Origin of the sequence: Actinomadura sp. NEAU-AAG7, assembly GCF_018603865.1 — a bacterium.
Classification (GTDB): domain Bacteria; phylum Actinomycetota; class Actinomycetes; order Streptosporangiales; family Streptosporangiaceae; genus Spirillospora; species Spirillospora litoris.
Genome location: NZ_JAHFZY010000008.1, coordinates 204,125 through 226,922, shown reverse-complemented (window position 1 = coordinate 226,922; position 22,798 = coordinate 204,125). Strand labels below are relative to the sequence as shown.

The window sequence follows — 22,798 nt, the reverse complement described above, 5'->3', positions numbered from 1 at the left end:
TCAATTGTCCTCTGGCGAGTGGCGGACAACGCTTCTTACTGGTAGTGAGTGATCGGTCAACGAACGATCGGAGGTCGCGTGAATAACACGACGGGGGCCGACCTATGCCGCGTGATCATCATCGCGCCGCACCGGCGCCTGGATCTGTCCCTGCCCGCCGACGTCCCGCTCTCGCACATGCTCCCCACGTTGTTGCAGGTCGCGGGGCAGCGGCTGGCCGACGCCGGGGTCGCCCACTCCGGTTGGGTGCTCCAGCGGCTGGAGGAGGCGCCCCTCGACGAGTCGCAGTCCCTGGCGGCCCAGACCGTCCGTGACGGCGAGATCCTCTATCTGCGGCCAGGGCTGGCCCAGTTGCCCGAGGTCACCTTCGACGACGTGGCCGACGTCGTCGCGACCGGCATCAACGAGCGCCCCGACCGCTGGCGCCCCGAGACCACCCGCGCCTTCGGCCTGCCGGCGGGCGCGGGCGTGCTCCTCGTCGGCGCGGCGGCCCTCACCCTCGCGGGCCCGCCGTGGGGGCTGCCGGCCGCGGCGTCCGGCGTCATCGCCGTGGTGCTCGTCGTCTCGGGGGTGGTCCTGTCACGTGCCATGGGCGACTCGTCCGCAGGCGCCGCACTCGGCTACAGCGCCCTTCCGTATGCGTTTCTGGGCGGGCTGCTGGCACCGGCCCGCCCTGTGGACCTCGCGGCCCTGGGGGCCCCGCATCTCCTCTCGGCCTTCGGCGCGGTGACCCTCACCGCCGTCCTCGCCGCCTTCGGCATCATCGAGGGCCTTCCCCTGTTCCTGGGCGTGGCCCTCACCGCGCTCTTAGGGCTGGTCTCCGCCGCCCTCGTCGAAGGCGCCGGCCTGGCCCCGTCCGGGATGGCCGCCCTGGCCTCGTCCCTCTGCCTCGTGATGACCGCCTTCATCCCGTCGCTCGCCTTCCGGCTGGCCCGGCTCCCGCTCCCGCCCGTCCCGGAGAACGCCGACGAGCTGCGCAACGCCCAGACGTTCGACGGCCCCTCCCTCCTCCGCCGGACCCGCGAGGCCGACCGGTTCACCACGGCCCTGGTCGCCGCCGTGGCGATCGTCGGCATCGCCTCCCAGCTCCTGCTCACCACCGGCGGATGGCTCCCGAGGACGACGGGCCTCTGCGTCTCGCTCGTGCTCCTCCTGCGCGCCCGGGTCTTCCACAGCCTTCCGCAGCGCCTGTGGATGCTCGGGTCGGGGCTGGCGGGCCTCGCGGTCCTCGCCCTCCGCGAGGCCGGCGCGGCGTCACCGGCCAGGACGCTCCTGACGGTGATCGTGCCGATCGCCCTGGCGGCGACGGTCATCATCGTGATGGCGCTCCGGCTTCCCGTCCGCAAGCCGTCGCCGTTCTGGGGGCGCGCGGCCGACATCACCGACATGATGCTGATCATCAGCCTGCTCCCCCTGGCCATGGGGGAGCTCGGCCTCTACGCGTGGCTGCGCGGGCTGGCCGGCTGATGCAGACCCGCAAGGACCTCTACCAGGCCCACCGCCTGATGACCCAGCGCGTCGCGCTGGCGCTCCTGCAGGGCAGCCCGAGCGCCGCCGAGTCCCCGCTCCGCCGCACCGGCGTGGGCGCGCTCTGCGGCGTCATGGTCGTCGTCCTCGTCGCGGCCGGGTTCGGCATCGCGGGGCTCCTGTTCAAGGGCGGGGCCCGCAACCTGGAACGGCCGGGCGTCCTCATCATCGAGAAGGAGACCGGGGCGACCTACGCCTACAACCCCGAGACGCGCAAACTCGTCCCGTTCCTCAACTACGCCTCCGCCCGCCTCGCCATGCCCACCACGGAGATCCATCGCAAGCTCGTCTCCTCCCGGTCACTCGCCGAATACGCGAGGGGGCCGCTCGCCGGCATACCGGATGCCCCGGAGTCACTGCCCGACCCCGGGAAACGGCCGAAGACCTGGTCCCTCTGCGTCCGCGGCGGGACCGTTTCCCTCGTCGGCGGCCACGACGTGGGCGGACGCCCCCTGGACGACACGCAGGGCGTGGTCGTGCGAGGCGGCACCCAGAACTGGCTGGTCTGGTACAACACCCGCATGCGGCTGACGCCGGAGACGGCCCGCGTCCTCAGCGCCGACCCGCCGGTGCCCGTCAGCGAGCGCTGGCTGAACGGCCTCCCGCAGGGGCTCGACCTCACGGCCCCGTCGATCCCCCGACGGGGACAGCGCTTCCCCGGGCCGGACGGCGCCCTGACGCCCGCGGGGCAGATCTTCCGGGTGCCTTCCGTGGCGGGCACCCCCGAACGCTGGTACGCGCAACTCCCAGACGGCCTTTCGGATATCTCTGCCACCCAGGCCCGGCTCCTGCTGGACGTGCCCGGCGCCGCCGCGCCCCGCGATCTCACCCCGGCCGCCGCCGCGTCCAGGCCGTCCCGGACCAACCTCCACAACCGCGCGTTGCCGGAGTCTCCGCCGCGTATAGCGGCGTACGAGGCTCAGCAGCCGCTCTGTGCCATCTACAAGGACGCGGCGAGGCTGTCCACAGAGGCCCGTTTCACCGTCGGCGGCGCCCTCCCCGCCCCGAGTGTCACCTCCTCGAACCTGGACCAGGTCCTGCTTCCGGGCGGCGGCTCCTTCGTGGGCGTCCTGACCGCCAGGGGACGGCCCCCGCAGTCCTTCGCCCTGCTAACCGACCAGGGGATCCGCTATCCCGTGCCCACGTCGGAGGACATCGCGAAACTGGGCTACTCCCCGGCCAAGGCCACTCCAATTCCGACAAATCTCCTACAACTGTTCAAAAAAGGGCCGACCTTGACCGGCGCGAACGCCCTGCGTCCGGTTCCGGCCAGATGATCAGCACATGGAGAAACAAACACTGAGCAAGCCCGCATATAAGACGAGCCGCAATGGCGCTCCCGAAGGTATTGCATAGACATGCCAACCACGCCTTCCCTACGCTGTACTTTGCTCGCAGTCACGGGGTGTGTCGCGTATCGATCAAGGAATTCGATCGGCACGCGCGAGCGCTCGTCGTGACGCGCACAGCGACCGACGCGCGAGGAGAGCCACAGATGACCAACCACTCATCGGTCAACCGGCAACACATGCAGCAGGCGGCCGGAAAGGTCCAGGACGCCCACGGCCGGATCGGTCAGATCAAGGGCCAGCTGAACGCCCACCACGCCGAGCTCCAGGGCGCGTGGAAGGGCGAGTCCGCCGCCGCGTTCACGCAGGTCTACAACATGTTCGAAACCGAGTTCACCAAGGTCCTCAAGGACCTGGGCGTGATCCACGAGAAGCTCGTGGGAACGAAGGCCAAGTACGAGAGCGCCGAGCAGGAGAAGACCGCCCGGGTCAGCAGCCTCAAGGGCCTCGTCAACGGCTGACCGGCCCACCCGACCGCTAGAACTGGAGGATGCCGTGAGCACCGAATACACCTACGTCAACTTCGGCGGCATGCAGAACGCGCAGGCGAACTTCATGACGGCGCTGAGGAGCTACCAGGCCACCCTCGACACGCTCGACGCCCAGGTCCGCGCCAACCTGGCCGAATGGGACGGCGACGCCCGCGCCGCCTACGAGCAGAAGTCACGCGAGTGGAAGCAGGCCGCCCAGCGGATGGCCGCCGCCGTGTCCGGCATGGGCACGGCCGTCGGCGACTCCCACGACATCCACCTGGGCGCCGAACGCTCCAACACCGCCATGTGGACATAGCCGGTCCGCGCACAGGGAAGAAGACCACCATGGCCCCCCGGGATCAGCCCGACGACCCGACGTCCCCACCACTCCCAAGGCCGGACTCCGGACCCGCAGGCGCCATCGCTCCCGGCTCGCTGAACCGGACGCCGCCCGGCGCCGGGACCATCGCCCATCGCCGCGAGCAGATCCGCCAGGTGGCGCGGGAGATGGGCAAGGACCTCGCCGACCTCAAGAACACACTGAGCCTGCTCCAGGGCGGCTCCCGCGTCGCCGGGCGCGTGGGCGGCTGGGACGTCGCCTGCGAACTCGGCTCGGGACTGGACACCGCGCACGAGAACATGGTCGCCGCCGTCAACGCCTACTGCGCGGCCTACGACCAGGTGATCAAGCGGCTTGAGCGCACCGCGACCAACCTCGACAAGGCTGAGGAAGAGGCGACGCACACCGTCCGCCGCCCCCGTCCGCCCTCCGGCGTGAAGCCGTGGCAGCAGCAGTGACACCACGACGCGTGACTGGAAGGGATCATGGGGCGTAGAAAAGAGGAGCAGGAACTCCGGCAGGGCGCCCTCGGGCACGGGAACCCGGCGCAGTACGACCACGACACGATCGTCGCCTACCTCCAGGGCGCGAACGTGGCGCCGCTCCAGGAACTCGGAAGAGCCCACGCCCAGGCGCGTCCGGTGTTCCAGCGTGTCCAGCAGGCGCTCGGCGCCCACGCGAACCGCCTCAACGCGGTGTGGACGAGCGAAGCGCAGGTGCTCAGCGCCAAGGAGTTACGCGCCCTCACCGACTCGGCGAGCGCGCTCGAAAAGGCGAGCAGCCGGTTCGAGACGGCGATGGCGAGCGCCGAAGGCACCATCCGGAACGCACAGACCAACATTCCCGCCCCCGGCCCCCTGGGAGTGCTACCGCAGTCCGGAGCCTCGGCCGGCCCGATGATGAGCCACGCCGCCGACAAACAGGCACAGGAGCACCTGGCCAGAACAAACTCCGGCCTGGCCTCCGCCTTCGCCCAGATCCCACCGAACATCCCACTCGATCTGATGAGCCCCATCGAAGACCCGATCGGTGGCGGCTCAGCACCGGGGGCGACCTCCGGCGCCGGAGTTCCCGGGTCTTCCGCAGGTGGCGCTCCTGCGAGACATATGGGAGGCGATGGACCCGAAGCTGCGGGAGGTGCCGCTCAGTCTCCGGGTCAGGCCGGCTGGACGCCGGGAGGACTCCCGACGTTGGAAGGCGTGGGACCCGGCGGCGAGCCAGCGCCGGGTGGCCAGGTGGGCGCCGGTCCCTCAGATCTCCAGGGAATCCAGCCGTCACCATCCGGCACCGGCGGCGGCCCGGGAAGTCCGGGCGTACCACCCCCAACGGTCGCGTCGCCGGGCTCCCCGCCCAGTGGAGGAGCCGGGCCGCCCCTTCCTGGAGGGCTCGGCGTTCCGCTCCCGCCGAGAGCGCTTCCGACGATCCCCACCAATCCAGTGACAGCGCCCAATGGTCGGGGCACCAGCCCCACCGTCGGTGAGTCCCCGGCCGGTGGACGCGGCAATCTGCCGGTTGCCGGTATGGGCGGTGGAGGAGTTCCACGGGCAGGTGGGGTGCTCGGAGCCACCGGGACGTCGAGTCGCCTGCCCGGTCTGAACAGCGCGTTGGGCGAAGGGCTCGGAACCAGGGCGATCGCACCCGGCGGAGTGATCGGCGCCGGCCCATCCGGCGGTGGTCGGACGGCATCGCGGCCGGGAACGGCAGGTGTCGGCGAGCCGGGAGGGACACGCACCGGACTCGGAATGCCGATGGGAGCCGGTACTGGCCGCACCGCCGCTTCGCGCGAGCGCAGCATCCCTCTGACCGAGGACGAGGACGTGTGGAGCGAGCACGAGGGGGTCGCTCCGAGGGTGATCGGAGAACCGACCGGCAACGGTCGCTGAGGGGCTGTCAGATCGTGCACACGAGAACGATTCGCTCGGCGATTGCGCTGACGGGCGTGATCGCCCTGGTCTCAACTCATGCGGCGCCTGTCAGGGCCGCGTCCTCGGTAGCGCGTTCAGAGGAATGGTGGTTCGACGCGTGGGAGATCGAAGAGAAGGTCTGGCCCGTGACGCGCGGAAAAGGAGTCGTCGTCGCCGTCGTGGACACCGGCGTGGAAGCCCGACTGCCTGACCTCGACGGGGTGGTCCTCAAGGGCACCACCTACAACGGTCCCGGCGGCGGAGACGGCCGCAAGGATGGAGACAGTGAACTCGGCGGCCATGGGACCGCCATGGCCGCCTTGATCGCCGGGCAGGGACGCGGAACCGGAATGATGGGGATCGCCCCGGAGAGCCGGATCCTTCCCATTACAGCCGGGGGGCTCGCCTACGCGCGTTCCATACGCTACGCGGTCGATCACGGCGCTCAGGTCATCAATATTTCGGCAGTAAGTGATGGATCGTCCTGCCCAGATGACCTCCAGCAGGCCGTTGAATATGCAGCACAGCACGATGTCGTGATCGTCGCAGGCGCAGGCAACGATGGTTTCGTGGCCGAATCGGGGTTCTATCCCGCCAACTGCGCAGGTGTGCTCACCGCGGGCGCCGTGGACGCCTACTTGAAGATCTGGACGAAGAGCACCCCTGGCGACAATGTGATGATCGCGGCTCCCGGCGTAACGGTGGGATCGATCAGCAAACGCGGAACCTTCGACTGGGATCGCAATGGCACCAGCCAGGCCACGGCTCTCACATCGGGCGTGGTGGCGCTCATGCGCGCCCGGTACCCGCGGATGCCGGGACGCCAGATCGTCCAACGCATCCTCGCCACGGCGAAAGACGTCGGCCCCAAGGGCTGGGACAAGAGGTCCGGCTACGGCGCGATCATCCCCTACCTGGCCCTCACCGCGAACGTGGCGTCCGACGCCCCTAATCCGGTCTACAGCAGGCTTCCTCCGGCACAGATGAAAGAGGGTACAAATCCTTCACCATCGAAACAATCGATTAGGACGACAGCTACGGACTATCGTAAATCGGGAGGCGGCGGCCTGCCCTGGTGGTCCTTGATGGTCATGGTTCTGGGAGTCGCCCTAATAATAGCCGGGGCGATTCTTGTTCGGCGTCGTCGTTTTAGGGGCGGCGGAGAGCTGTGAGTTGCGGTAGTTGGAGGTTTCACAGCATGGGAGCGCACTGTGAGTGAGCATCGCCTTTGGGTCAGGGACATCAATCGTCTGCAGGCGTTGGGACGGACCGCGCTACCCGACCTGGCCAACGACGTGAATAAGACGAAGTTCGGAATAGATTCTCTGAATTTGAACCCGGCGGCCTTCGGGGAGAATCCGATAAGGGTGGAGATGGAACGGGCTTACGAGGATGCGAGAGCGCAGTTCAGCAAACAACTTCAAGCCGCCTACGCCGGCCTTCGTGACTCCGGCAACGCCATCGCGAAGGCAGCCGATCATTATCGAGAAATAGAGAAGAAGTTGGCGAGCTGACTGCATCGCCGTTATCGAAACAGAAAGGAAGAGTTCATGGGGGTCGGCGATGTCAAGAAACTTCTCGGCATGCATGGTATTGAACTCATAGATGCGGCTGCTCAAATGGTTGGACAGGCGCCTCCGTCGCAAATGAGTAGGCCTATGACCACGCCTGATCCAAAACTTCTCAGGCCTACCCAGGATGAATGGTGGCGGGCCAGTGATCACCTTACCGCGCACATCGAGGAGGTGAGAACGCATGTGAGCGTCGTTCTCGCCAACTGGGATGTCCCGGCTGGGTTCGAGACCTACATGAATAAAATGATTCAGCTTCTCCAGGACCAGCAGGCGGCAGTTCGGGGTGTCTCGTGGCACCTGGATGCGGTTGGCGAGGCTCTCCAGAAGGCGAAGGACGACACGGAGGAGAAGATAAGCGAGGTTGCCGCCGGCATCGCCGCCGGGATTATTGGCGCGGTGGTGGGATCTGCGTTCTCGCTTGGTGCGGCGTCGGCGATCGGCCTCGGATTCCTCATTGCCTTCATTGCCGGCTTCCTCACATGGTTGGTCAACCGCGCGAATATTCAGAAGTCGCTGCTGAGCGCGCAAAATGGGCAGCTTGAAAACTTGAAAAAACTTGTCAGTCGAGAGAGCCTGGCGAAGGTGACGCCGCCGGACCCGCCGAACCTCAGTCGGGTGAAGGGCTTTTCCTCGATCCACGAGCCCGACGGAGTCTAGGTCTCGGCGTTCGGTTCGGACCGGCCAGCGATGAACGGATGAACAATGTACGATGAGTCTGAGCAGGCACACCGCCTCCGGGAATTGATCCTGGAAGTCGTTCAACGTCCATTCGTCGCCACCTCCGCCGATAAGATGATCAAGGTGACTGCGGTCGCCAGTGGACAGGTCGTGGGGTTGGAGATAGATCCGAAAATCTATCGAAACCCGAACAGTGCCGGACTGGCGCGCAACATTCTCGAAACTTTGAACCGAGCCATCAGTGGTGCGGCCGGCATGCATCTGGAAAGCCTCCAGCAGATCACTGGAAACGACTCTTTTGGGCAATTGATGCAGGGTGCGACCGATCTCGTGAGTGAGCTTATCGACGAGGCGGACGATTTTAGGCGCGGGTCGCACGGCGCCTAGAGAGGGCGCCCTTCAAGTTCCCCATATAAAATTTCGATGGAGAAGGAATGTCGGAAGTTCGATCAGGAGTCGTAAGGCTTTCAACGGGCCCAGGGGCTCGTGGGTGGGTCGTGTGGATTTTCAATTCCGTTTGTACTGTTGCGGTCGAGGTCGCCGGCTTCTATCTTGCAGCTGATCTCATCGGCGACGACAAATATGCTATCGCTGCCCTTCTGATTCTAACGCTCGTGGTATTTTTCGTTTTCATTGCCGGTATGCTCTATTTTGCCTATCGTAGATCGTTCTGGCTGGATGGCAGATGCTTGTGGCGGCGTGGGATCGTACGTGACCGCGAATATGATCTCTCGGTTGCTCGGATCGGTTTGGAGTTCTCGGGTGTTGGGTTGGCCGGGCCGGTGGTTCCTCGGTTGAAAATAACTGCGGGCGGGGAGGGGCGTTCGGTCAACTTGTTGTTGTGCAACAGGGATTTCCGGTACAAGGTGTTGCCGGGGGAGCAGTTGCTCGCGCTTGCTGCGGCTATCGGCACCGGGCGGGGAGCCGAGACGCCTGAGGCGTCGGTCGCCGCTCGGTTGCGGCAGATGGCTGAAGATTCAGGTGTGGGTGGGGTTGTTTAGGTGAGTGAGGAGTTGGTGGTGGCGGTGCCAGTAGTCGGGGGAGCGGCCGTCGCCTAGGGGGAACCAGGTCAGGGGGGCGGACGGGGGGCCAAGGCGTTGGCGGGTGAAGCCCGGGGGGCCCGTGCGGGCGCCGGCGGCGGCCAGGCCGATCGGGGACGCGGCGCCTGACCAGCGGGGTTCGGTGGTGAGGTCGGGGCGGCCCGGGGAGAGTTGGGCCATGAGGGCCGTGATCGGGGTTTTGGTGGTGAGGGCGTCGATCAGCGGTGGGAGGTCGGTTATGGGGGGACGGGTGGACGGAGGGTAGGCGACCACCAGCGTTGTCGTTTCGGTTTCGCCGGAGAAATTCAAGGTGGCTATCGCGTTTTTTCCGGTGAGGATGAGGTGTGGGGCCCGGGGTAGGTCGGGGCCATTCCAGGGGTGTTTCAGGGGTTCGGTGGGGCCCCAGCCCAGGGGTGGGTGGCCGGTTATCAGGTGGAGGAGGTGCTCGATCTGTGCGCCTGGGTTTTCTGCGGGGCGGGCCTGGAAGGTCAGGGTCAGGTGGGAGCCGAGGGGTGCCGACGGGCGGGTTTTGTAGGTGGGGGCGTAGTCGGTCGCGTCGGGGACGTGGGTGAAGGCGGTGCCGTCCCAGCGCATCGGGCGGCCGGTGAGGCCCTCGTAGTAGCCGTCGCCTGGGGCGACCACCCAGGTCGCTTTCGGGGTCCCCGCCAGGGCGCGGAGGGGAATGGTCAGGCGGCTGGCGGGGCTTGTGACGATCTGGAGGACGCGGGGGCCGCATTCCGCCAGGGCCTCGGCCAGGGCGGGGCTCAGCGCGACCACCGGTCGGTCCCGGAGGACGACCATGGAGTGCGGTGTGAGGGCGTCGGCGCCGCCCCGGGTTTCGTTCACTGGCCCCATACCGTGCCGTTGTGGCGGGTCGCGAGTTCGCGGGCGCAGTGCCGCGCGAGGTGGAATGCCTCGGGAGGTGACGCGGCGGCGTGGAGTTCGACCCACCAGACCGGTTCCCGGGCGGGGGCGGAGAGGAGCCGTTCCACCTCGCCCGGGACGGTGATCAGCGTCGCGTCCTGGACGCGTAGGAGGAGGCGGTCGTGGGAGTCGAAGACGTAGGGGCCGCCTACTGCGAGGCCCTGGATGCCGGACGAGGCGACCAGCGCGGGCAGTGCGTCCAGGTCCGGTTCCTCCTGGGACAGGACGACCAGCTCGCGGCTCATCGGACGGCCAGGGCGCGGGCGAAGGCGGCGGCCGTCATCCGCGCGGCGGCGGTGTGCGCCGCGGCGCCGACGCGCTCGGGGGTGATCGAGACCCCGGCGGCGAGGTGGCGGTCGAAGGGGATGTAGACCACGGGGAGTCCGCCCGCGCTCAGCATCTGGACCGCGCGTTTCACGTCCGTGCCCGGGTTGGGCGCGTGCGCCACCAGGGCGATGACCGTCCGGGGGAGAAGGCCGGTGTTCTGGGCGAGCCAGTTGACGGCGGCGCGGGCGCTGAGGGCTCCGTCCACGGTTCCGGGGGTGACGAAGACCTGGGCGTGCGCTTCGGCGAGGATCCCGCGCTGGAGGTCCTCGGACAGGCCGGCGCCGCAGTCGATGACGGCGGTGGAGAAGTAGCGGCTGAGGTTGCCCACGCCCCGCTGGAAGAGGGCGTGGTCCAGCGTTCCCGCGACGGCTCCTCCGGGCGCGGCGGGGAGTACGTAGAGGCCCTCGTCGGTGCGTCCGAGGTGGGCGGCGGTCTCCTCCCAGGAGCGTGGCCGCGCGGCGGCGAGGTGGCGGAGGGAGCTGGGCGAGGTCGCCCCCGCGCGCAGGGGGAGCGAGCCGAGGCCCGGGTCGGCGTCGACCGCGACGACCCGGTCGGCGCGGTGCCGGCGGATGATCCCGGCGACGAGCGCCGCGACCGTGGACTTGCCCGCGCCGCCCCGGACGCTCGTCACCGCGATCCGGCGGCAGGACGGCACGGGCGCGCCCAGCCGGGCGCCGACCCACTCCAGTTCGCCGGCCGCCGAGGACGGCCCGACGGGCCTGCGCGGGCCCGGTGTCCGACGGGGGGCGCTCTCCTGGGCGGGGGTGTTCTCCGACGGCTCCCGGGGGCGGGGGTCCGGTGTGGGATGCGGGGCGGGGGCCGGGACGCGGGGGGACGCCGGTGCGGGATGCGGTGCCGGTGCGGGGACGGGCGGCTGGGGGACCGCCGGTGCCGGGTGCGGCACCGGGGGCTGGGAGGCCGCGAGGGCGGCCGTCCATGGGCTCTCTACCTGGGGCGCCGCAGGGAGCGCGGCGGGACGCGGGGACGGCGCGACGAGGCCGGACTCCAGACCGCCGAGGTCGTGGAGGACGGCCCGCTGCCAGTCGCGATCGGTCACCGGTCCCCTTCCAGCGCCGCGAGATCAGTCGGCCGAGACGAGTCTAGACAAGTCAGGAAAAAGGGAGAGCGGTTTCGACCGGACGTGTGAGGCGGGGTCAGAGGTAGAGTCCGACGGCCTCGGCCGAGGCGGGGGCGGCGGGCTGGAGGTCGGCGGCGCGCAGGGTGATGATCTCGATGTCGTCCGGGCGGTCGCCGGTGGTGAGGCGCTGCCCCTGCGCCGCGATGGCGGCGTCCAGGAGGTTGCGCATGAGGCGGCCGTTGCCGAAGGACGGCCCGCGCGGCACCGCGTGGAGCAGCGTCCGCAGGCGTCCGGGGACGTCCGGGGCGAGCGTGAGGCCCTCGGCGGCGGCGAGCCGCTCGAAGATCGCGACGAGTTCGGTGTCGGAGTAGTCGGGGAACGCCAGCCGCTTGGGGAAGCGGGACTCCAGGCCGGAGTTGCCGGTGAGGAACGCGGTCATCTCGCGCTCGTATCCGGCGGCGATGACGACGAGGTCGCCCCGGTACTCCTCCATGAGCTGGACGAGGGTGGCGACGGCCTCCTGCCCGTAGATGTCGCCGGCCAGCGCGTACGCCTCGTCGATGAACAGGACGCCGCCGAGCGCCTGTTCGACGGCGGCGCGGACGCGGGGCGCGGTCTGGCCGAGGTAGGGGCCGACGAGGTCGGCGCGGGAGACCTCGACGAGGTGGCCGGAGGACAGCAGCCCGAGCCGCCCGTAGACGGACGCGACGAGGCGGGCGACGGTGGTCTTGGCGGTGCCGGGGTTGCCGGTGAAGACCATGTGCCGGGTCGGGGTGACGACGGGCTGCCCGGCGCCGCGCCGCAGCTCGGCGCCCCGGGCCTCGGCGACGAGGCGGTGCACCTCCTGCTTGACGTCGGCGAGGCCGACCAGGGCGTCCAGCTCGGTGAGCGGGTCGGTGGCGGGCAGGACCCGCGAGGTGCCGCTGAGGCTGTCGGGGATGTCGTCCGGGAGGAGGGTGGCGAGGTCCTGGGGGGTGGCGCGCTTCTTGGCGGTGACGCGGCGCGCCTGGAGCACGGTGGCGCGCTCGGACAGGTTGCGCATGACGCGGGCGTTGCCGAACGAGCGGCCGCGCGGGGCCTTGCGGAGCAGGCCGGAGATCTTGGCGCGGGCGGCGGGGGTGGGTTCGAGGCCGGTGGCGAGGGCCTGGCCGGTGAAGATCTCCAGCAGCTCGTCGTGGGTGAAGTCGGGGAAGCGGATCGTGTGCGGGAAGCGGGAGGCGAGCCCGGGGTCGGAGGAGACGAACCGCTGCATCTCGCGCTCGTAACCGGCGGCGATGACGACGAGGTCGTCGCGGTTGTCCTCCATGACCTTGAGCAGCTCGGCGATGGCCTCGGGCCCGTAGTCCTCGGACATGCCGCTCTGCGTGAGCGCGTACGCCTCGTCGATGAACAGGACGCCGCCGACGGCCTGCCGGGCGACGGCGCGGGTCTTCACGGCGGTCTCGCCGAGGTACTGGCCGACGAGCCGGGAGCGGGACGCCTCGACGAGGTGCCCCGACGACAGCAGGCCGAGGTCCTTGAAGATGCGGGCCAGCAGCCGCGCGACGACGGTCTTGCCGGTGCCGGGGTTGCCGGTGAAGACCATGTGCCGCGCGGGCGGGACGGGCGCGGGCAGCCCGGCCTCGCGGCGCATCTTGGCGGCCTCGGCGCCCGCGACGAGCAGCTCGATCTCCTGCTTGACGGTGTCGAGGCCGGTCAGCGCGGCGAGTTCGGCGAGCGGGTCGCCCGGGGATCCGGACGCGTCGAAGGCGGCGGGGACGTCGGGCCGTTTCACCACCAGCTCTTCGCCGGGCTCGGTGCGCTCCCGGACGCCCTCGACGACGACGTCGGCGAGGCGCTGCGCGAGGCGCGCGTTGCGCAGGTTCCGGACGGGCGGGGTGCGGACGAGCAGTTCCCCCGCGGCGGTCAGCGCGCGTTTGTGCGCGCGCGCCCCGCGCTGTTGCAGCGCCCGGTTGAACAGCTCGGTGTACCCGTCGGCGGTGAACGGGTGCGTCGGGACGACCTGGAGCCGCAGCGCGAGCCCGGGGTTGACCTCGCGGATCCGCTCGTCCCCGCCGGGTTCGCAGAGCGCGACCACATGCAGGTCGTCGTGGACGTCGAGGGCCCGGTGCAGCTCCTCCAGGATGGCCTCGCCGCTGCGGACGTCGCGGGACATGTCGTCCAGCCCGTCGATGACCATGAGGCGGTGCCCGGCGGAGTCGCGGGCGTCGTTGTAGAGGTGCGTGGTCGCGGCGGACACCTCCTTGGCGGCGAAGAAGTCGCCCGCCAGCCAGAGCGGCGGCTCGGTGACCTGGCGTTCGCGCAGCAGCCGGGCGATCTCCTGGGCGGCGTCGCGCTTGCCGGTGCCGTCCGGGCCGACCAGCATCAGCCGGACGGGCGCGTCCCCGCCCGCGACGTCCTCCAGGGCGGCGAGCACGTCGGGCTGCCCGACCAGCTCGGAGCCGACGTCGGCCTTGCGGACGCGGCGCGCCCGCGTGGAGGGCCCCTTGCCCACACCGGCGGCGAGCGGATTCACCATGCGGCGGCGCGGGGTGAACAGGCGCCGGACGTCCTCCTCGAACTCCCCGACCGGGATCCACTCGGGCTCGGGGATCTGCGCCTCGTCCGGGAAGCCCTGGGCCGCGCCGGTGAACCGCATCGCCATGTCCAGCCAGCCCCGGCACGCCTCGATGGCGCCCGCGCCGAGCGCCCGGCCGAGCCAGGCGCGGGTGGAGGTGTACCAGGGGTGCGGCTTGAACCCGGCGCGTTCGGCCGCGAACCGTTCGAGCAGCTCGCCGTAGCGGTCCTCGGTGACGGCGGCGGCCAGCTCGACGGGCACCTGCTCCAGGCCGCCCTGGAGCAGGAGGTGGACGAGCATCTCCTCCACCGACTCCTCGTGCGGGGCGACCTCCAGGAGGTGCTCGTGCACGGCCAGGAGCCCCGAGCACACCCATTCCAGATAGCCGATGGGGCCCGCGAGCTCCGGCAGGACGGCGACGACGTCGTCGGGGGCGTGGGCCGTCCAGAGCGCGCGCTGGTCGGGCAGGGGCGCGTTGATGTCCAGTCCGGGCGGCGGGTCCTCGTAGAGCCGGATCATGGCCTGGCGGCGCTGCTCGACGGGCTCCAGCCCCTCCAGGACGTCGAGCGCGTCGCGGGCCAGGCCGAGCGCGAGGTCCTTGTCGGGGGCCTCCTCCAGCCATTCCAGCGGGCGGAACCCGCCCTTGGTGACGCCCCAGTCGCTGACCGTCCGCAGCGGCTCGCGGGGCTCGCGGTGGTAGCGGCCGAAGAACTGGTACTGGAGGCGCGAGTGCGTGCCGGAGTTGACCGCCGCCGCGCCGCACAGGAAGTCGACGTCCAGCACCAGCTCGGCGACGACGAGCGGCGCGGGCGTGCTCAGCACCGAGTGCTGGTCGGTGGTCAGCTCGGCGCAGCGCGGGTCGGCGACGAGCTTGTCGATGCGGGCGCGGATGTCGTCGTAGAGCCCGTCCGGCACCCGCCAGGGCCCGAAGGAGTACAGGTCCAGGATGGGCTCATCGGTGACGAGCAGTTCCAGATTCTCCGGCAGCCGCACCGCTTTCCCCTCTAAAGCACACAACCCGGTGCGAACAGACTAGAGCGTCCACCGGGCTCGGGGGCGGCGCTTGCGGAGGAGGGCATCGGAGGTGACGGTGCGCGAACGCCGCCGGGACAGGGCCGGAAGGCGGAAACCTTCGCGTGTTTTTCCCGTGGCTGTCATCTGTCACTTTGTTCACGGTTCCCGGGCGCTCGGGCGACCGTTCCAGGCCGGTCCACTGGGTAGGTAACCGATGACCCGGCCGCCCGCACCCTGGGAGACCCACGTGATCACTAAGCTGCTCGTCGCCAACCGGGGCGAGATCGCCGTGCGGGCGTTCCGCGCCGCCTACGAGCTCGGCATCGCCAGCGTCGCCGTCTACGCCCACGAGGACCGGCTGTCCCTGCACCGCCAGAAGGCGGACGAGGCGTACGAGATCGGCGAGCACGGCCATCCCGTCCGCGCCTACCTGGACGTGGACGGCATCGTCGCGACGGCGCTGCGGGTCGGCGCCGACGCCGTCTACCCCGGCTACGGGTTCCTGTCGGAGAGCCCCGAGCTGGCCGAGGCGTGCGAGCGCAACGGGCTGACGTTCGTCGGGCCGCCCTCGGCCGCGCTGAGGCTGGCGGGCAACAAGATCGAGGCGGTCGCGGCGGCGCGCCGGGCGGGCCTGCCGGTGCTGCGCTCGGCGACGCCCGAGCCCGGCCGCGAGCTCGCGGCGGCCGACGAGGTCGGGTTCCCGCTGTTCGTGAAGGCGGCGGCGGGCGGCGGCGGGCGCGGGCTGCGCCGCGTCGACAACCGCGAGGACCTGGAGGCCGCCGTCGACACCGCGCGCCGCGAGGCGCTCAGCGCGTTCGGCGACGCGACCGTGTTCCTGGAGCAGGCCGTGGACCGGCCGCGCCACATCGAGGTGCAGGTGCTCGCGGACGCCGCCGGGCACACCGTCCACCTGCGCGAGCGCGACTGCTCGGTGCAGCGCCGCCACCAGAAGGTCGTGGAGATCGCCCCGGCGCCCCGGCTGGACCCGCTGGTCGCCGAGCGGCTGTGCGCGGACGCGGTGCGGTTCGCCGAGGAGATCGGCTACGTCAACGCGGGCACGGTCGAGTTCCTCGTGAACGACCGGGGCGAGCACGTCTTCATCGAGATGAACCCGCGCATCCAGGTCGAGCACACCGTGACCGAGGAGGTCACCGGCGTCGACCTGGTGCAGAGCCAGCTCCGCGTCGCGGGCGGCGAGACGCTCGCCGACCTCGGCATCGCCCAGGACGAGGTCACCGTCTCGGGGTACGCCGTGCAGTGCCGCATCACCACCGAGGACCCCGCGAACGGGTTCCGCCCCGACACCGGCAAGATCTCCGCGTACCGGTCCCCGGGCGGCGCCGGGGTCCGCCTCGACACCGGGACGACGCACGCGGGCGCCGTCGTCACCCCCCACTTCGATTCACTGCTGGTCAAGCTGACCTGCCGCGGGCGGACGTTCGAGGACGCCGTCCGGCGCGCGCGCAGGGCGGTCGCGGAGTTCCGCATCCGGGGCGTGGCGAGCAACATCCCGTTCCTCCAGGCGCTCCTGGAAGAGGAGGACTTCTGCGCGGGCGGGGTCACCACGTCCTACATCGCCGACCATCCGGAGCTGCTCACGGCCCGGTCGAGCGGCGACCGCGCGACGCGCCTGGTCCGGTACCTGGCCGACGTGACGGTCAACAAGCCCAACGGCGAGGCGCCCACCCCCCTGGACCCGGCGGAGAAGCTGCCGCCGCTCCTGCTTGAGGGCCCCTTCCCCGAGGGCTCCCGCGACCGGTTGCTCGCCCTCGGCGCGCGGGCGTTCGCGGAGCGGCTCCGCGCCCAGGACGCCCTGGCCGTCACCGACACCACGTTCCGGGACGCGCACCAGTCGCTGCTGGCCACCCGCGTGCGGACCTACGACCTGCTCTCGGCCGCGCCCTACCTCGCGCGGATGACGCCGCAGCTCCTGTCCGTGGAGGCTTGGGGCGGCGCCACCTACGACGTCGCGCTCCGCTTCCTGGGCGAGTCGCCCTGGGACCGGCTGGCCGCGATCCGGGAGGCGGCTCCGAACCTGTGCGTCCAGATGCTCCTGCGCGGCCGGAACACCGTCGGATACACGCCCTACCCCGACTCGGTCGCGCGGGCCTTCGTCAAGGAGGCCGCCGACACCGGCGTGGACATCTTCCGGGTGTTCGACGCCCTGAACGACGTGGAGCGCATGCGCCCGGCTATCGACGCCGCGCTCCAGACCCACGCGCTGGTCGAAGGGACGCTCTGCTACACCGGCGACCTGTCGTCCCCGGAGGAGCGCCTCTACACGCTCGACTACTACCTGCGGCTCGCGGAGCGGCTCGTCGACTCGGGCGTCCACATCCTGTGCGTCAAGGACATGGCGGGCCTGCTGCGCGCGCCCGCCGCCCGCACGCTGGTGACCGCGCTGCGCGAGCGGTTCGACCTGCCCGTCCACCTGCACACGCACGACACCGCGGGCGGACAGCTCGGCACCTACATCGCCGCGATCGAGGCCGGGGTGGACGCGGTGGACGGCGCCGCCGCGCCGCTGTCGGGCACCACCAGCCAGCCCCCGCTCCAGGCGATCGTCGCCGCGACCGACTTCACCGGCCGCGCCACCGGCCTCGACCTGGACGCGCTCACCGCGATGGAGCCGTACTGGGAGGCCGTCCGCAGGCTGTACGCGCCGTTCGAGATGGGCCTGCCCTCGCCCACCGGGCGCGTCTACCGGCACGAGATCCCCGGCGGGCAGCTCTCGAACCTGCGGCAGCAGGCCGTCGCGCTCGGGCTCGGCGACCGGTTCGAGGAGATCGAGCGGTGCTACGAGGCGGCCGACGCGATCCTCGGACGGCTCGTGAAGGTCACCCCGTCCAGCAAGGTCGTCGGCGACCTGGCCCTGCACCTGGTCGCCGCGGGCGCCGACCCGGGCGACTTCGCCGAGAACCCCGAGCGCTACGACATCCCCGACAGCGTCATCGGGTTCCTGAACGGCGAGCTGGGCGACCCGCCCGGGGGCTGGCCCGAGCCGTTCCGCACCAAGGCCCTGGCCGGACGCCAGTACACGCCCGCCCGCGCGGAACTGGACGAGGCGGAGGAGAAGGCCCTCGCCGGTCCGGAGGTCCGCGACACGCTCGACCGGCTGCTGTTCCCCGGCCCGGCCAAGGAGTACCGCGAGGCCCGCGCCGCGTACGGCGACCTGTCCGCGCTCCCGACGAGCGCGTTCCTGTACGGCCTGCGCACCGGGCACGAGATCGCGTTCGACCTCGAACCCGGCGTGCGGGTGCTGGCCTGCCTCGAAGCCGTCGGCGGCATCGACGAGGCCGGCTTCCGGCAGGTCATCTGCAACGTGAACGGCCAGTTGCGGACGCTGTCGGTGCGCGACAGGTCGGTGGCCTCGGACGCCCCGCCCGTCGAGCGCGCCGACCCGGCCGAGCCCGGCCACGTCGCCGCGCCGTTCGACGGCTCGGTGACGCTGCGGGTGGCCGCGGGCGCGGAGGTCGCTGCCGGGGACGTGGTCGCGACCATCGAGGCGATGAAGATGGAGGCCGCGATCACCGCGCCGGTCGCGGGGCGGGTCGCGCGCCTCGCCGTCCCCGTCGCGACCCCCGTCCAGGCGGGCGACCTGCTGCTCGTCATCACCTGAGCGCGGCGGGCCCGGCGAGCTCAGCGGACGGAGCGGGCCGCGCCGTCCGCGCCGTCCGCGCGGGTCACGCCGCGCGGACGGCGTAGCCCGCGAGGGCCGGTTCGAGCAGGTCGAAGGCGGCGCGTCCGCTCTCGGCCAGCGCCGCCGCGATCTCCTCGTGGCCCTGGCCGTCGATCGTGCGGCGCAGGGTCTCCTGGAACAGCACGCGGTGGACGCCGCCGAACTGCGCCGCGACCAGGCGGGGGAGCAGGTCGCCCGGCGCGGCGCCGGTCTCGCGGGCGAGGACGTCGGCCAGCGCGTCCTCGCGCTCCTCGTGGAACTCGCGGATCCGCGCGACCAGCGCCGGGCTCCCGGTGATCATCCGGGCGAACTCCGGGCCGGAGAAGCCGATGACGGCGTCGTGCCGGGACACCGCCGCCAGGAACGCGCGCCGCAGCGCGGCCAGCGCCGACTCGCCGGGCGCCCGCTCGGCGACCGTCCGCGCCGGCAGCCCGACGAACACCTCGTGCAGGTCGAGGGCCAGGTCCTCCTTGCGCGGGAAGTAGTTGGTGACGGTCATCTTCGCCACCTGCGCCGCCGCCGCGACGTCCGCGATCGTCACCTGGTCGAAACCGTGCCGCAGGAACAGGCGGGTCGCCTGGTGCGAGATGTTCTGCCGCGTCTGCTGCTTCTTCAGCTCCCGGAGTCCCATCCCGCCATCATCGCATACTTCGACCTAAGTTTGTTCTTGACATATTTCTAGGTCGGATCTAAGTTTAGGTCTTGAGGGTCCCGGGTACCCGAACGGGGTGACCCGTTCCCTCCCGGCCGGACGAGCAAAGGACACCACCCTGAACGCCAGCCACGCCCCCAGCGCGTCCCCCCGCGTGCCGTCCCCCCGTGGCGCGGCCGTGACCCGCGATCTCATCGACCCGATGAAGGACTACCTGTCCCGCATCGGACGCACCGCGCTGCTGACCGCCGAGCAGGAGGTCGACCTGGCCAAGCGCATCGAGGCGGGGCTGTTCGCGCGCGAGCGGCTGGAGACCCGCGGCCCGCTGCTCAGCGAGCAGGACCGCGACGACCTGGCCTGGATCGCCGCCGACGGCCGCCGCGCCAAGGAGCACATGGTCGAGGCCAACCTGCGCCTGGTCGTCTCGCTCGCCAAGCGCTACATGGGCCACGGCCTGCCGCTGAACGACCTGGTCCAGGAGGGCAACCTCGGCCTGATCCGCGCGGTCGAGAAGTTCGAGTACCGGCGCGGCCTGAAGTTCTCCACCTACGCCGTCTGGTGGATCAAGCAGGCGATCAGCCGGGCGCTCGCCGACCAGAGCCGCACGATCCGCATCCCCGTGCACGTCGTCGAGGTCCTCAACCGGATGACCCGGCTGCGCCGCACGATGGCGCAGGACCTCGGCCGGGAGCCGACCTCGGCCGAACTCGCCGTCGAGCTGGACGTCACCACCGAGAAGGTCGAGTGGCTGCGGCGCCAGTCCCGCGAGCCGCTGTCCCTGCACACCCCGCTCGGCGAGGACGGCGACGGCGAACTCGGCGACGTCATCGAGGACCCCGACGGCGGCGACCCCGCCGACGTGGTCGCGACCTCGATGCTGCGCGGCCGCCTCGACGCCGTCCTGGAGACGCTGACCGAGCGCGAGGCGGGCGTCATCTCGATGCGGTTCGGGCTGGCGGGGGGCGAGCCGAAGACGCTGGAGGAGGTCGGCAAGGTCTACGGGGTGACGCGCGAGCGCATCCGGCAGATCGAGTCCAAGGGCATGCACAAGCTGCGCCACCCGTCCCGCCGCGAGACGCTGGCCGACCTGCTGGGCTGAGCCGTCCCGGGTCCCGGCCCGCCCGGCCGGGACCGGTCCAGTCCACGCGCGGCCCGGCTCGTCGGCGACATCGTCGGAATGTCACGACGACTTCAGCGGTAGGTCGATCTCCTCCCGCGGTGGGATGACAGTCTGGGTGATGTCCGACAAGACTGCAATGGGCGTTCGGCGCGAACTGGAGAGAGACGAGGATGACGGCGAGGCGGTCGACGGGGTGGTCGACGGGGCGGCGCGGGCGGCGCACGGCAGCCGGGTCCAGGCGCGCGATCGCGGTGGGGGTCACCGCGGTGCTCACGCTCGGACTGCTCCAGGGGCCGGCGACGGCGATGCTGCCCTCCCCCTCACCCGGGCCCGCGGACATGACGGGCGTCCCGCTGGCGGCCGCGGCGCCGCCCGCGGCCACCCCGCCCGCCTCCGCGACCGGGGTCGCCCCCGCGAACCTGCGCGCCACGCTGGACGCCGTCCACGCGGCGGGCATGTACGGGATCTTCTCCTCCGTCCGGGACGGCGACCGGCGCTGGAGCGGCGCGTCGGGGGTCGCCGACACCGCGACGGGACGTCCCGCCGCCTCCGGCATGCGGACGCGCGTCGGCAGCATCACCAAGACGTTCGTCGCCACGGCGATCCTCCAGCAGGTGGAGCGGGGGCGCGTCGTCCTGGACGCGCCGATCGGCACCTACCTGCCCGACCTGTTCCCCGGCCAGCGCGGGCGGCAGGTCACCGTGCGGATGCTGCTGAACCACACCAGCGGCATCGGCGACTACGTCGTCAACGCGTTCCCCTCCCTGGCCGACCTCTCGCCCGCCGACCTCGACAGGGAGCGCTTCAGGAAGGTCCGTCCCGAGCAGCTCGTCGCCTGGGGCCTGGCGGCGCCTCCCACCGGCGACCCGGGCGAGCGCTGGTCCTACTCCAACACCAACTACGTCATCGCCGGGCTGCTCCTGGAGAAGGTCACGGGGACCAAGGCGGAGGAGTACATCACCCGCGAGGTCATCCGGAAGGCCGGGCTGAAGCACACCTACTTCCCGACCGGGCCCTACGTCCACGGGGCGCACCCGCGGATGTACGAGTCGCTGTACCAGCACGTGAACCCGCCGCGCGACTACAGCGTGTTCGACATGAGCTGGGCCTGGACGGCGGGCGCGCTGGTCTCCACCACGGACGACCTCAACCGCTTCTACCGGACGCTCCTCACCGGCGGCCTCGTCAACCGGCTGTCGCTGGCGCAGATGCAGCAGACCGTCCCGGTCAAGGACCCCGACGGCGACGTGCTGATGAAGTACGGCCTCGGCATCTACTCCGTGAACCTGCCGTGCGGCACGTTCTGGGGCCACGACGGCGCGGTCTTCGGCGCCGGGACGCAGGCGCTGTCCAGCGCCGACGGCGGCCGCCAGGTCGCGTTCGGCTTCAACCTCATGAAGTACCAGCGGCTGGACGCCGACGGCGCCCCGCTGCCCGACCCGATCGACAGCGCGCTCGGCGCGCACGTGATCCAGGCGCTCTGCGGGACGCAGTCGCCGACGGGCCCCGCCGAGCCGGGCCCGCCGCTGCGCCCGCTGCCGCTCCGGTTCGCCCGCACCGGCCCCTGACCGCCTACGAGGACGCCTGCGGGGCCAGGTCCGAGGGGTCGGTGTTGGCCCCGCACAGCACGACCACCACGCGCTCGCCGGGCGCCGGACGGTAGGCGCCGGTGCGCAGCGCGGCCACGGCCGCGGCGGTGCCGTGCTCGACGGCCAGCCGGTACTCGCGCCACAGGAGGCGGCGGGCCTCGACGATCGCCGCGTCGGTGACGAGGACCGATCCGGCGCCCGTCCGCGCGGCCACGCCGTGGGCGATGCCGCCGAGCCGGGTGGCGCCGAGGGAGTCGGCGGCGACGCCGGAGACCGCCACGTCCACGGGCTCCCCGGCGGCCAGGGCCCGGTCGAGCGTCGGGCAGTTCTCGGGCTCGACGCCGACGACCCGCGCGCGGCCCTCCAGCGCCGCCGCGACGCCCGCCATCAGCCCGCCGCCGCCGACCGCCAGCAGGACGGTGTCGACCTCGCCGCCGGTCTGCTCCGCGATCTCCAGGCCGAGCGTGCCCTGGCCGGCGCAGACGGCGGGCTGGTCGTAGGCGTGGCAGGCCAGCGCGCCGGTGTCGGCGGCGCGCTTGGCGGCGGCCTCCTGCGCCTCGGCGTAGCGGGTGCCGACCCGCACGACGCGCGCGCCGAGCGCCCGCAGCCCCGCGACCTTCACCGGCGGCGCCGTCTCCGGCACGAACACCTCGGCGGGCACCCCCACCCGCGCCGCCGCGTGCGCGAACGCGAGGCCCGCGTTGCCGCCCGAGGCCGCGACGACGCCGGCGGCGGGCAGCCGTCCCGCCTCCCGCGCGGCGAGGATGTGGTTGAACGCGCCCCGCGCCTTGAACGATCCGGTGTGCTGGATGAGCTCCAGCTTCAGCCAGATCCGCGCCGCCTCCCCGGGTGCCCCCGGCGACCCGGGGAGGAGCGGGCCGGGCGCGACGGCCGGCAGCGGCGTCCTGCGGACCCGTCCCGCGATCCGCTCCGCGGCGGCCTCGACGTCCGAACGAAAGATCACCCTGCGTTC

Annotated in this window: 18 protein-coding genes and 1 pseudogene; 13 read left to right on the top strand and 6 right to left on the bottom strand. The window is 71.3% G+C overall.

Going from position 1 to position 22,798, the window contains the following annotated elements; all coding sequences use genetic code 11:
• Positions 1–111 precede the first annotated feature (111 nt).
• The 10 genes from eccD (at position 112) to KLI87_RS33260 (ending at position 8,846) form a co-directional block, all read left to right on the top strand.
• A complete protein-coding gene (gene eccD, locus KLI87_RS33305; protein WP_308166387.1) occupies positions 112–1,467 on the top strand; it encodes a type VII secretion integral membrane protein EccD in 1,356 nt (451 codons plus the stop codon).
• Positions 1,443–2,804 carry a type VII secretion protein EccB gene (gene eccB / locus KLI87_RS33300; RefSeq protein ID WP_214620216.1) on the top strand — a complete coding sequence of 454 codons (1,362 nt, stop codon included), beginning with the start codon at positions 1,443–1,445 and terminating at the stop codon, positions 2,802–2,804. The genes eccD and eccB overlap by 25 nt, the downstream gene beginning before the upstream one ends.
• Before the next feature lie 218 nt (positions 2,805–3,022).
• Positions 3,023–3,337 (top strand): WXG100 family type VII secretion target, encoded by a 315-nt coding sequence (locus tag KLI87_RS33295; protein ID WP_173390921.1) that lies wholly within the window; start codon positions 3,023–3,025, stop codon positions 3,335–3,337.
• Between the two features lie 34 nt (positions 3,338–3,371).
• Positions 3,372–3,665 carry a WXG100 family type VII secretion target gene (locus tag KLI87_RS33290; RefSeq protein WP_214620215.1) on the top strand — a complete coding sequence of 98 codons (294 nt, stop codon included), beginning with the start codon at positions 3,372–3,374 and terminating at the stop codon, positions 3,663–3,665.
• Positions 3,666–3,694: 29 nt separating this feature from the next.
• Positions 3,695–4,147 (top strand): hypothetical protein, encoded by a 453-nt coding sequence (locus KLI87_RS33285; RefSeq protein WP_214620214.1) that lies wholly within the window; start codon positions 3,695–3,697, stop codon positions 4,145–4,147.
• A gap of 1,439 nt (positions 4,148–5,586) precedes the next feature.
• The gene (locus tag KLI87_RS33280) at positions 5,587–6,765 is read left to right on the top strand and encodes a S8 family serine peptidase (protein ID WP_214620213.1); all 1,179 of its coding nucleotides are present in this window, start codon (positions 5,587–5,589) and stop codon (positions 6,763–6,765) included.
• A gap of 39 nt (positions 6,766–6,804) precedes the next feature.
• Positions 6,805–7,107 carry a hypothetical protein gene (locus KLI87_RS33275; RefSeq protein WP_156219965.1) on the top strand — a complete coding sequence of 101 codons (303 nt, stop codon included), beginning with the start codon at positions 6,805–6,807 and terminating at the stop codon, positions 7,105–7,107.
• A gap of 36 nt (positions 7,108–7,143) precedes the next feature.
• Positions 7,144–7,824: a hypothetical protein gene (locus tag KLI87_RS33270; RefSeq protein ID WP_214620212.1), complete on the top strand. Its 681-nt coding sequence runs from the start codon at positions 7,144–7,146 to the stop codon at positions 7,822–7,824.
• A gap of 45 nt (positions 7,825–7,869) precedes the next feature.
• A complete protein-coding gene (locus KLI87_RS33265; RefSeq protein WP_214620211.1) occupies positions 7,870–8,232 on the top strand; it encodes a YbaB/EbfC family nucleoid-associated protein in 363 nt (120 codons plus the stop codon).
• Between the two features lie 110 nt (positions 8,233–8,342).
• Positions 8,343–8,846: a hypothetical protein gene (locus tag KLI87_RS33260; RefSeq protein ID WP_156219968.1), complete on the top strand. Its 504-nt coding sequence runs from the start codon at positions 8,343–8,345 to the stop codon at positions 8,844–8,846.
• Here the strand turns inward: KLI87_RS33260 and KLI87_RS33255 are convergent.
• The 4 genes from KLI87_RS33255 to KLI87_RS33240 all read right to left on the bottom strand — a co-directional run bounded on the left by KLI87_RS33255 (position 8,823) and on the right by KLI87_RS33240 (position 14,764).
• A complete protein-coding gene (locus KLI87_RS33255) occupies positions 8,823–9,731 on the bottom strand; it encodes a DUF6177 family protein (protein ID WP_308166385.1) in 909 nt (302 codons plus the stop codon). The genes KLI87_RS33260 and KLI87_RS33255 overlap by 24 nt on opposite strands.
• Positions 9,728–10,054 (bottom strand): hypothetical protein, encoded by a 327-nt coding sequence (locus KLI87_RS33250; RefSeq protein WP_214620209.1) that lies wholly within the window; start codon positions 10,052–10,054, stop codon positions 9,728–9,730. Before KLI87_RS33250 ends, KLI87_RS33255 begins: the two co-directional genes overlap by 4 nt.
• A complete protein-coding gene (locus KLI87_RS33245) occupies positions 10,051–11,193 on the bottom strand; it encodes a MinD/ParA family protein (RefSeq protein ID WP_214620208.1) in 1,143 nt (380 codons plus the stop codon). The genes KLI87_RS33250 and KLI87_RS33245 overlap by 4 nt, the downstream gene beginning before the upstream one ends.
• A gap of 97 nt (positions 11,194–11,290) precedes the next feature.
• A complete protein-coding gene (locus tag KLI87_RS33240) occupies positions 11,291–14,764 on the bottom strand; it encodes an AAA family ATPase (protein WP_214620207.1) in 3,474 nt (1,157 codons plus the stop codon).
• A gap of 268 nt (positions 14,765–15,032) precedes the next feature.
• On the opposite strand from KLI87_RS33240, the gene KLI87_RS33235 reads away from it, so the two are divergent.
• Positions 15,033–18,404, top strand: coding sequence for a pyruvate carboxylase (locus KLI87_RS33235; protein ID WP_214620206.1), 3,372 nt, complete (start codon positions 15,033–15,035; stop codon positions 18,402–18,404).
• Positions 18,405–18,468: 64 nt separating this feature from the next.
• Here KLI87_RS33235 and KLI87_RS33230 read toward each other — a convergent pair whose 3' ends face one another.
• Positions 18,469–19,095, bottom strand: coding sequence for a TetR family transcriptional regulator (locus KLI87_RS33230; protein WP_156219973.1), 627 nt, complete (start codon positions 19,093–19,095; stop codon positions 18,469–18,471).
• Between the two features lie 217 nt (positions 19,096–19,312).
• Between KLI87_RS33230 and KLI87_RS33225 the strand changes: the two are divergent.
• Both KLI87_RS33225 and KLI87_RS33220 read left to right on the top strand, forming a co-directional pair.
• Positions 19,313–20,215, top strand: a pseudogene (locus KLI87_RS33225) (RNA polymerase sigma factor); the annotation flags it as partial.
• Between the two features lie 287 nt (positions 20,216–20,502).
• Positions 20,503–21,804, top strand: coding sequence for a serine hydrolase domain-containing protein (locus tag KLI87_RS33220; RefSeq protein WP_308166383.1), 1,302 nt, complete (start codon positions 20,503–20,505; stop codon positions 21,802–21,804).
• Between the two features lie 4 nt (positions 21,805–21,808).
• Here KLI87_RS33220 and KLI87_RS33215 read toward each other — a convergent pair whose 3' ends face one another.
• On the bottom strand, positions 21,809–22,789 hold the full coding sequence (locus KLI87_RS33215; protein WP_308166381.1) for a threonine/serine dehydratase: 981 nt from the start codon (positions 22,787–22,789) through the stop codon (positions 21,809–21,811).
• Positions 22,790–22,798 lie beyond the last annotated feature (9 nt).

What these genes read in the sequence shown, in the direction of transcription:
- KLI87_RS33265 (WP_214620211.1), top strand. Translation starts at nt 7,870, where the DNA reads ATGTACGATGAGTCTGAGCAGGCACACCGCCTCCGGGAATTGATCCTG.
- KLI87_RS33250 (WP_214620209.1), bottom strand. Translation starts at nt 10,054, where the DNA reads ATGAGCCGCGAGCTGGTCGTCCTGTCCCAGGAGGAACCGGACCTGGAC.
- KLI87_RS33285 (WP_214620214.1), top strand. Translation starts at nt 3,695, where the DNA reads ATGGCCCCCCGGGATCAGCCCGACGACCCGACGTCCCCACCACTCCCA.
- KLI87_RS33230 (WP_156219973.1), bottom strand. Translation starts at nt 19,095, where the DNA reads ATGGGACTCCGGGAGCTGAAGAAGCAGCAGACGCGGCAGAACATCTCG.
- KLI87_RS33295 (WP_173390921.1), top strand. Translation starts at nt 3,023, where the DNA reads ATGACCAACCACTCATCGGTCAACCGGCAACACATGCAGCAGGCGGCC.
- KLI87_RS33270 (WP_214620212.1), top strand. Translation starts at nt 7,144, where the DNA reads ATGGGGGTCGGCGATGTCAAGAAACTTCTCGGCATGCATGGTATTGAA.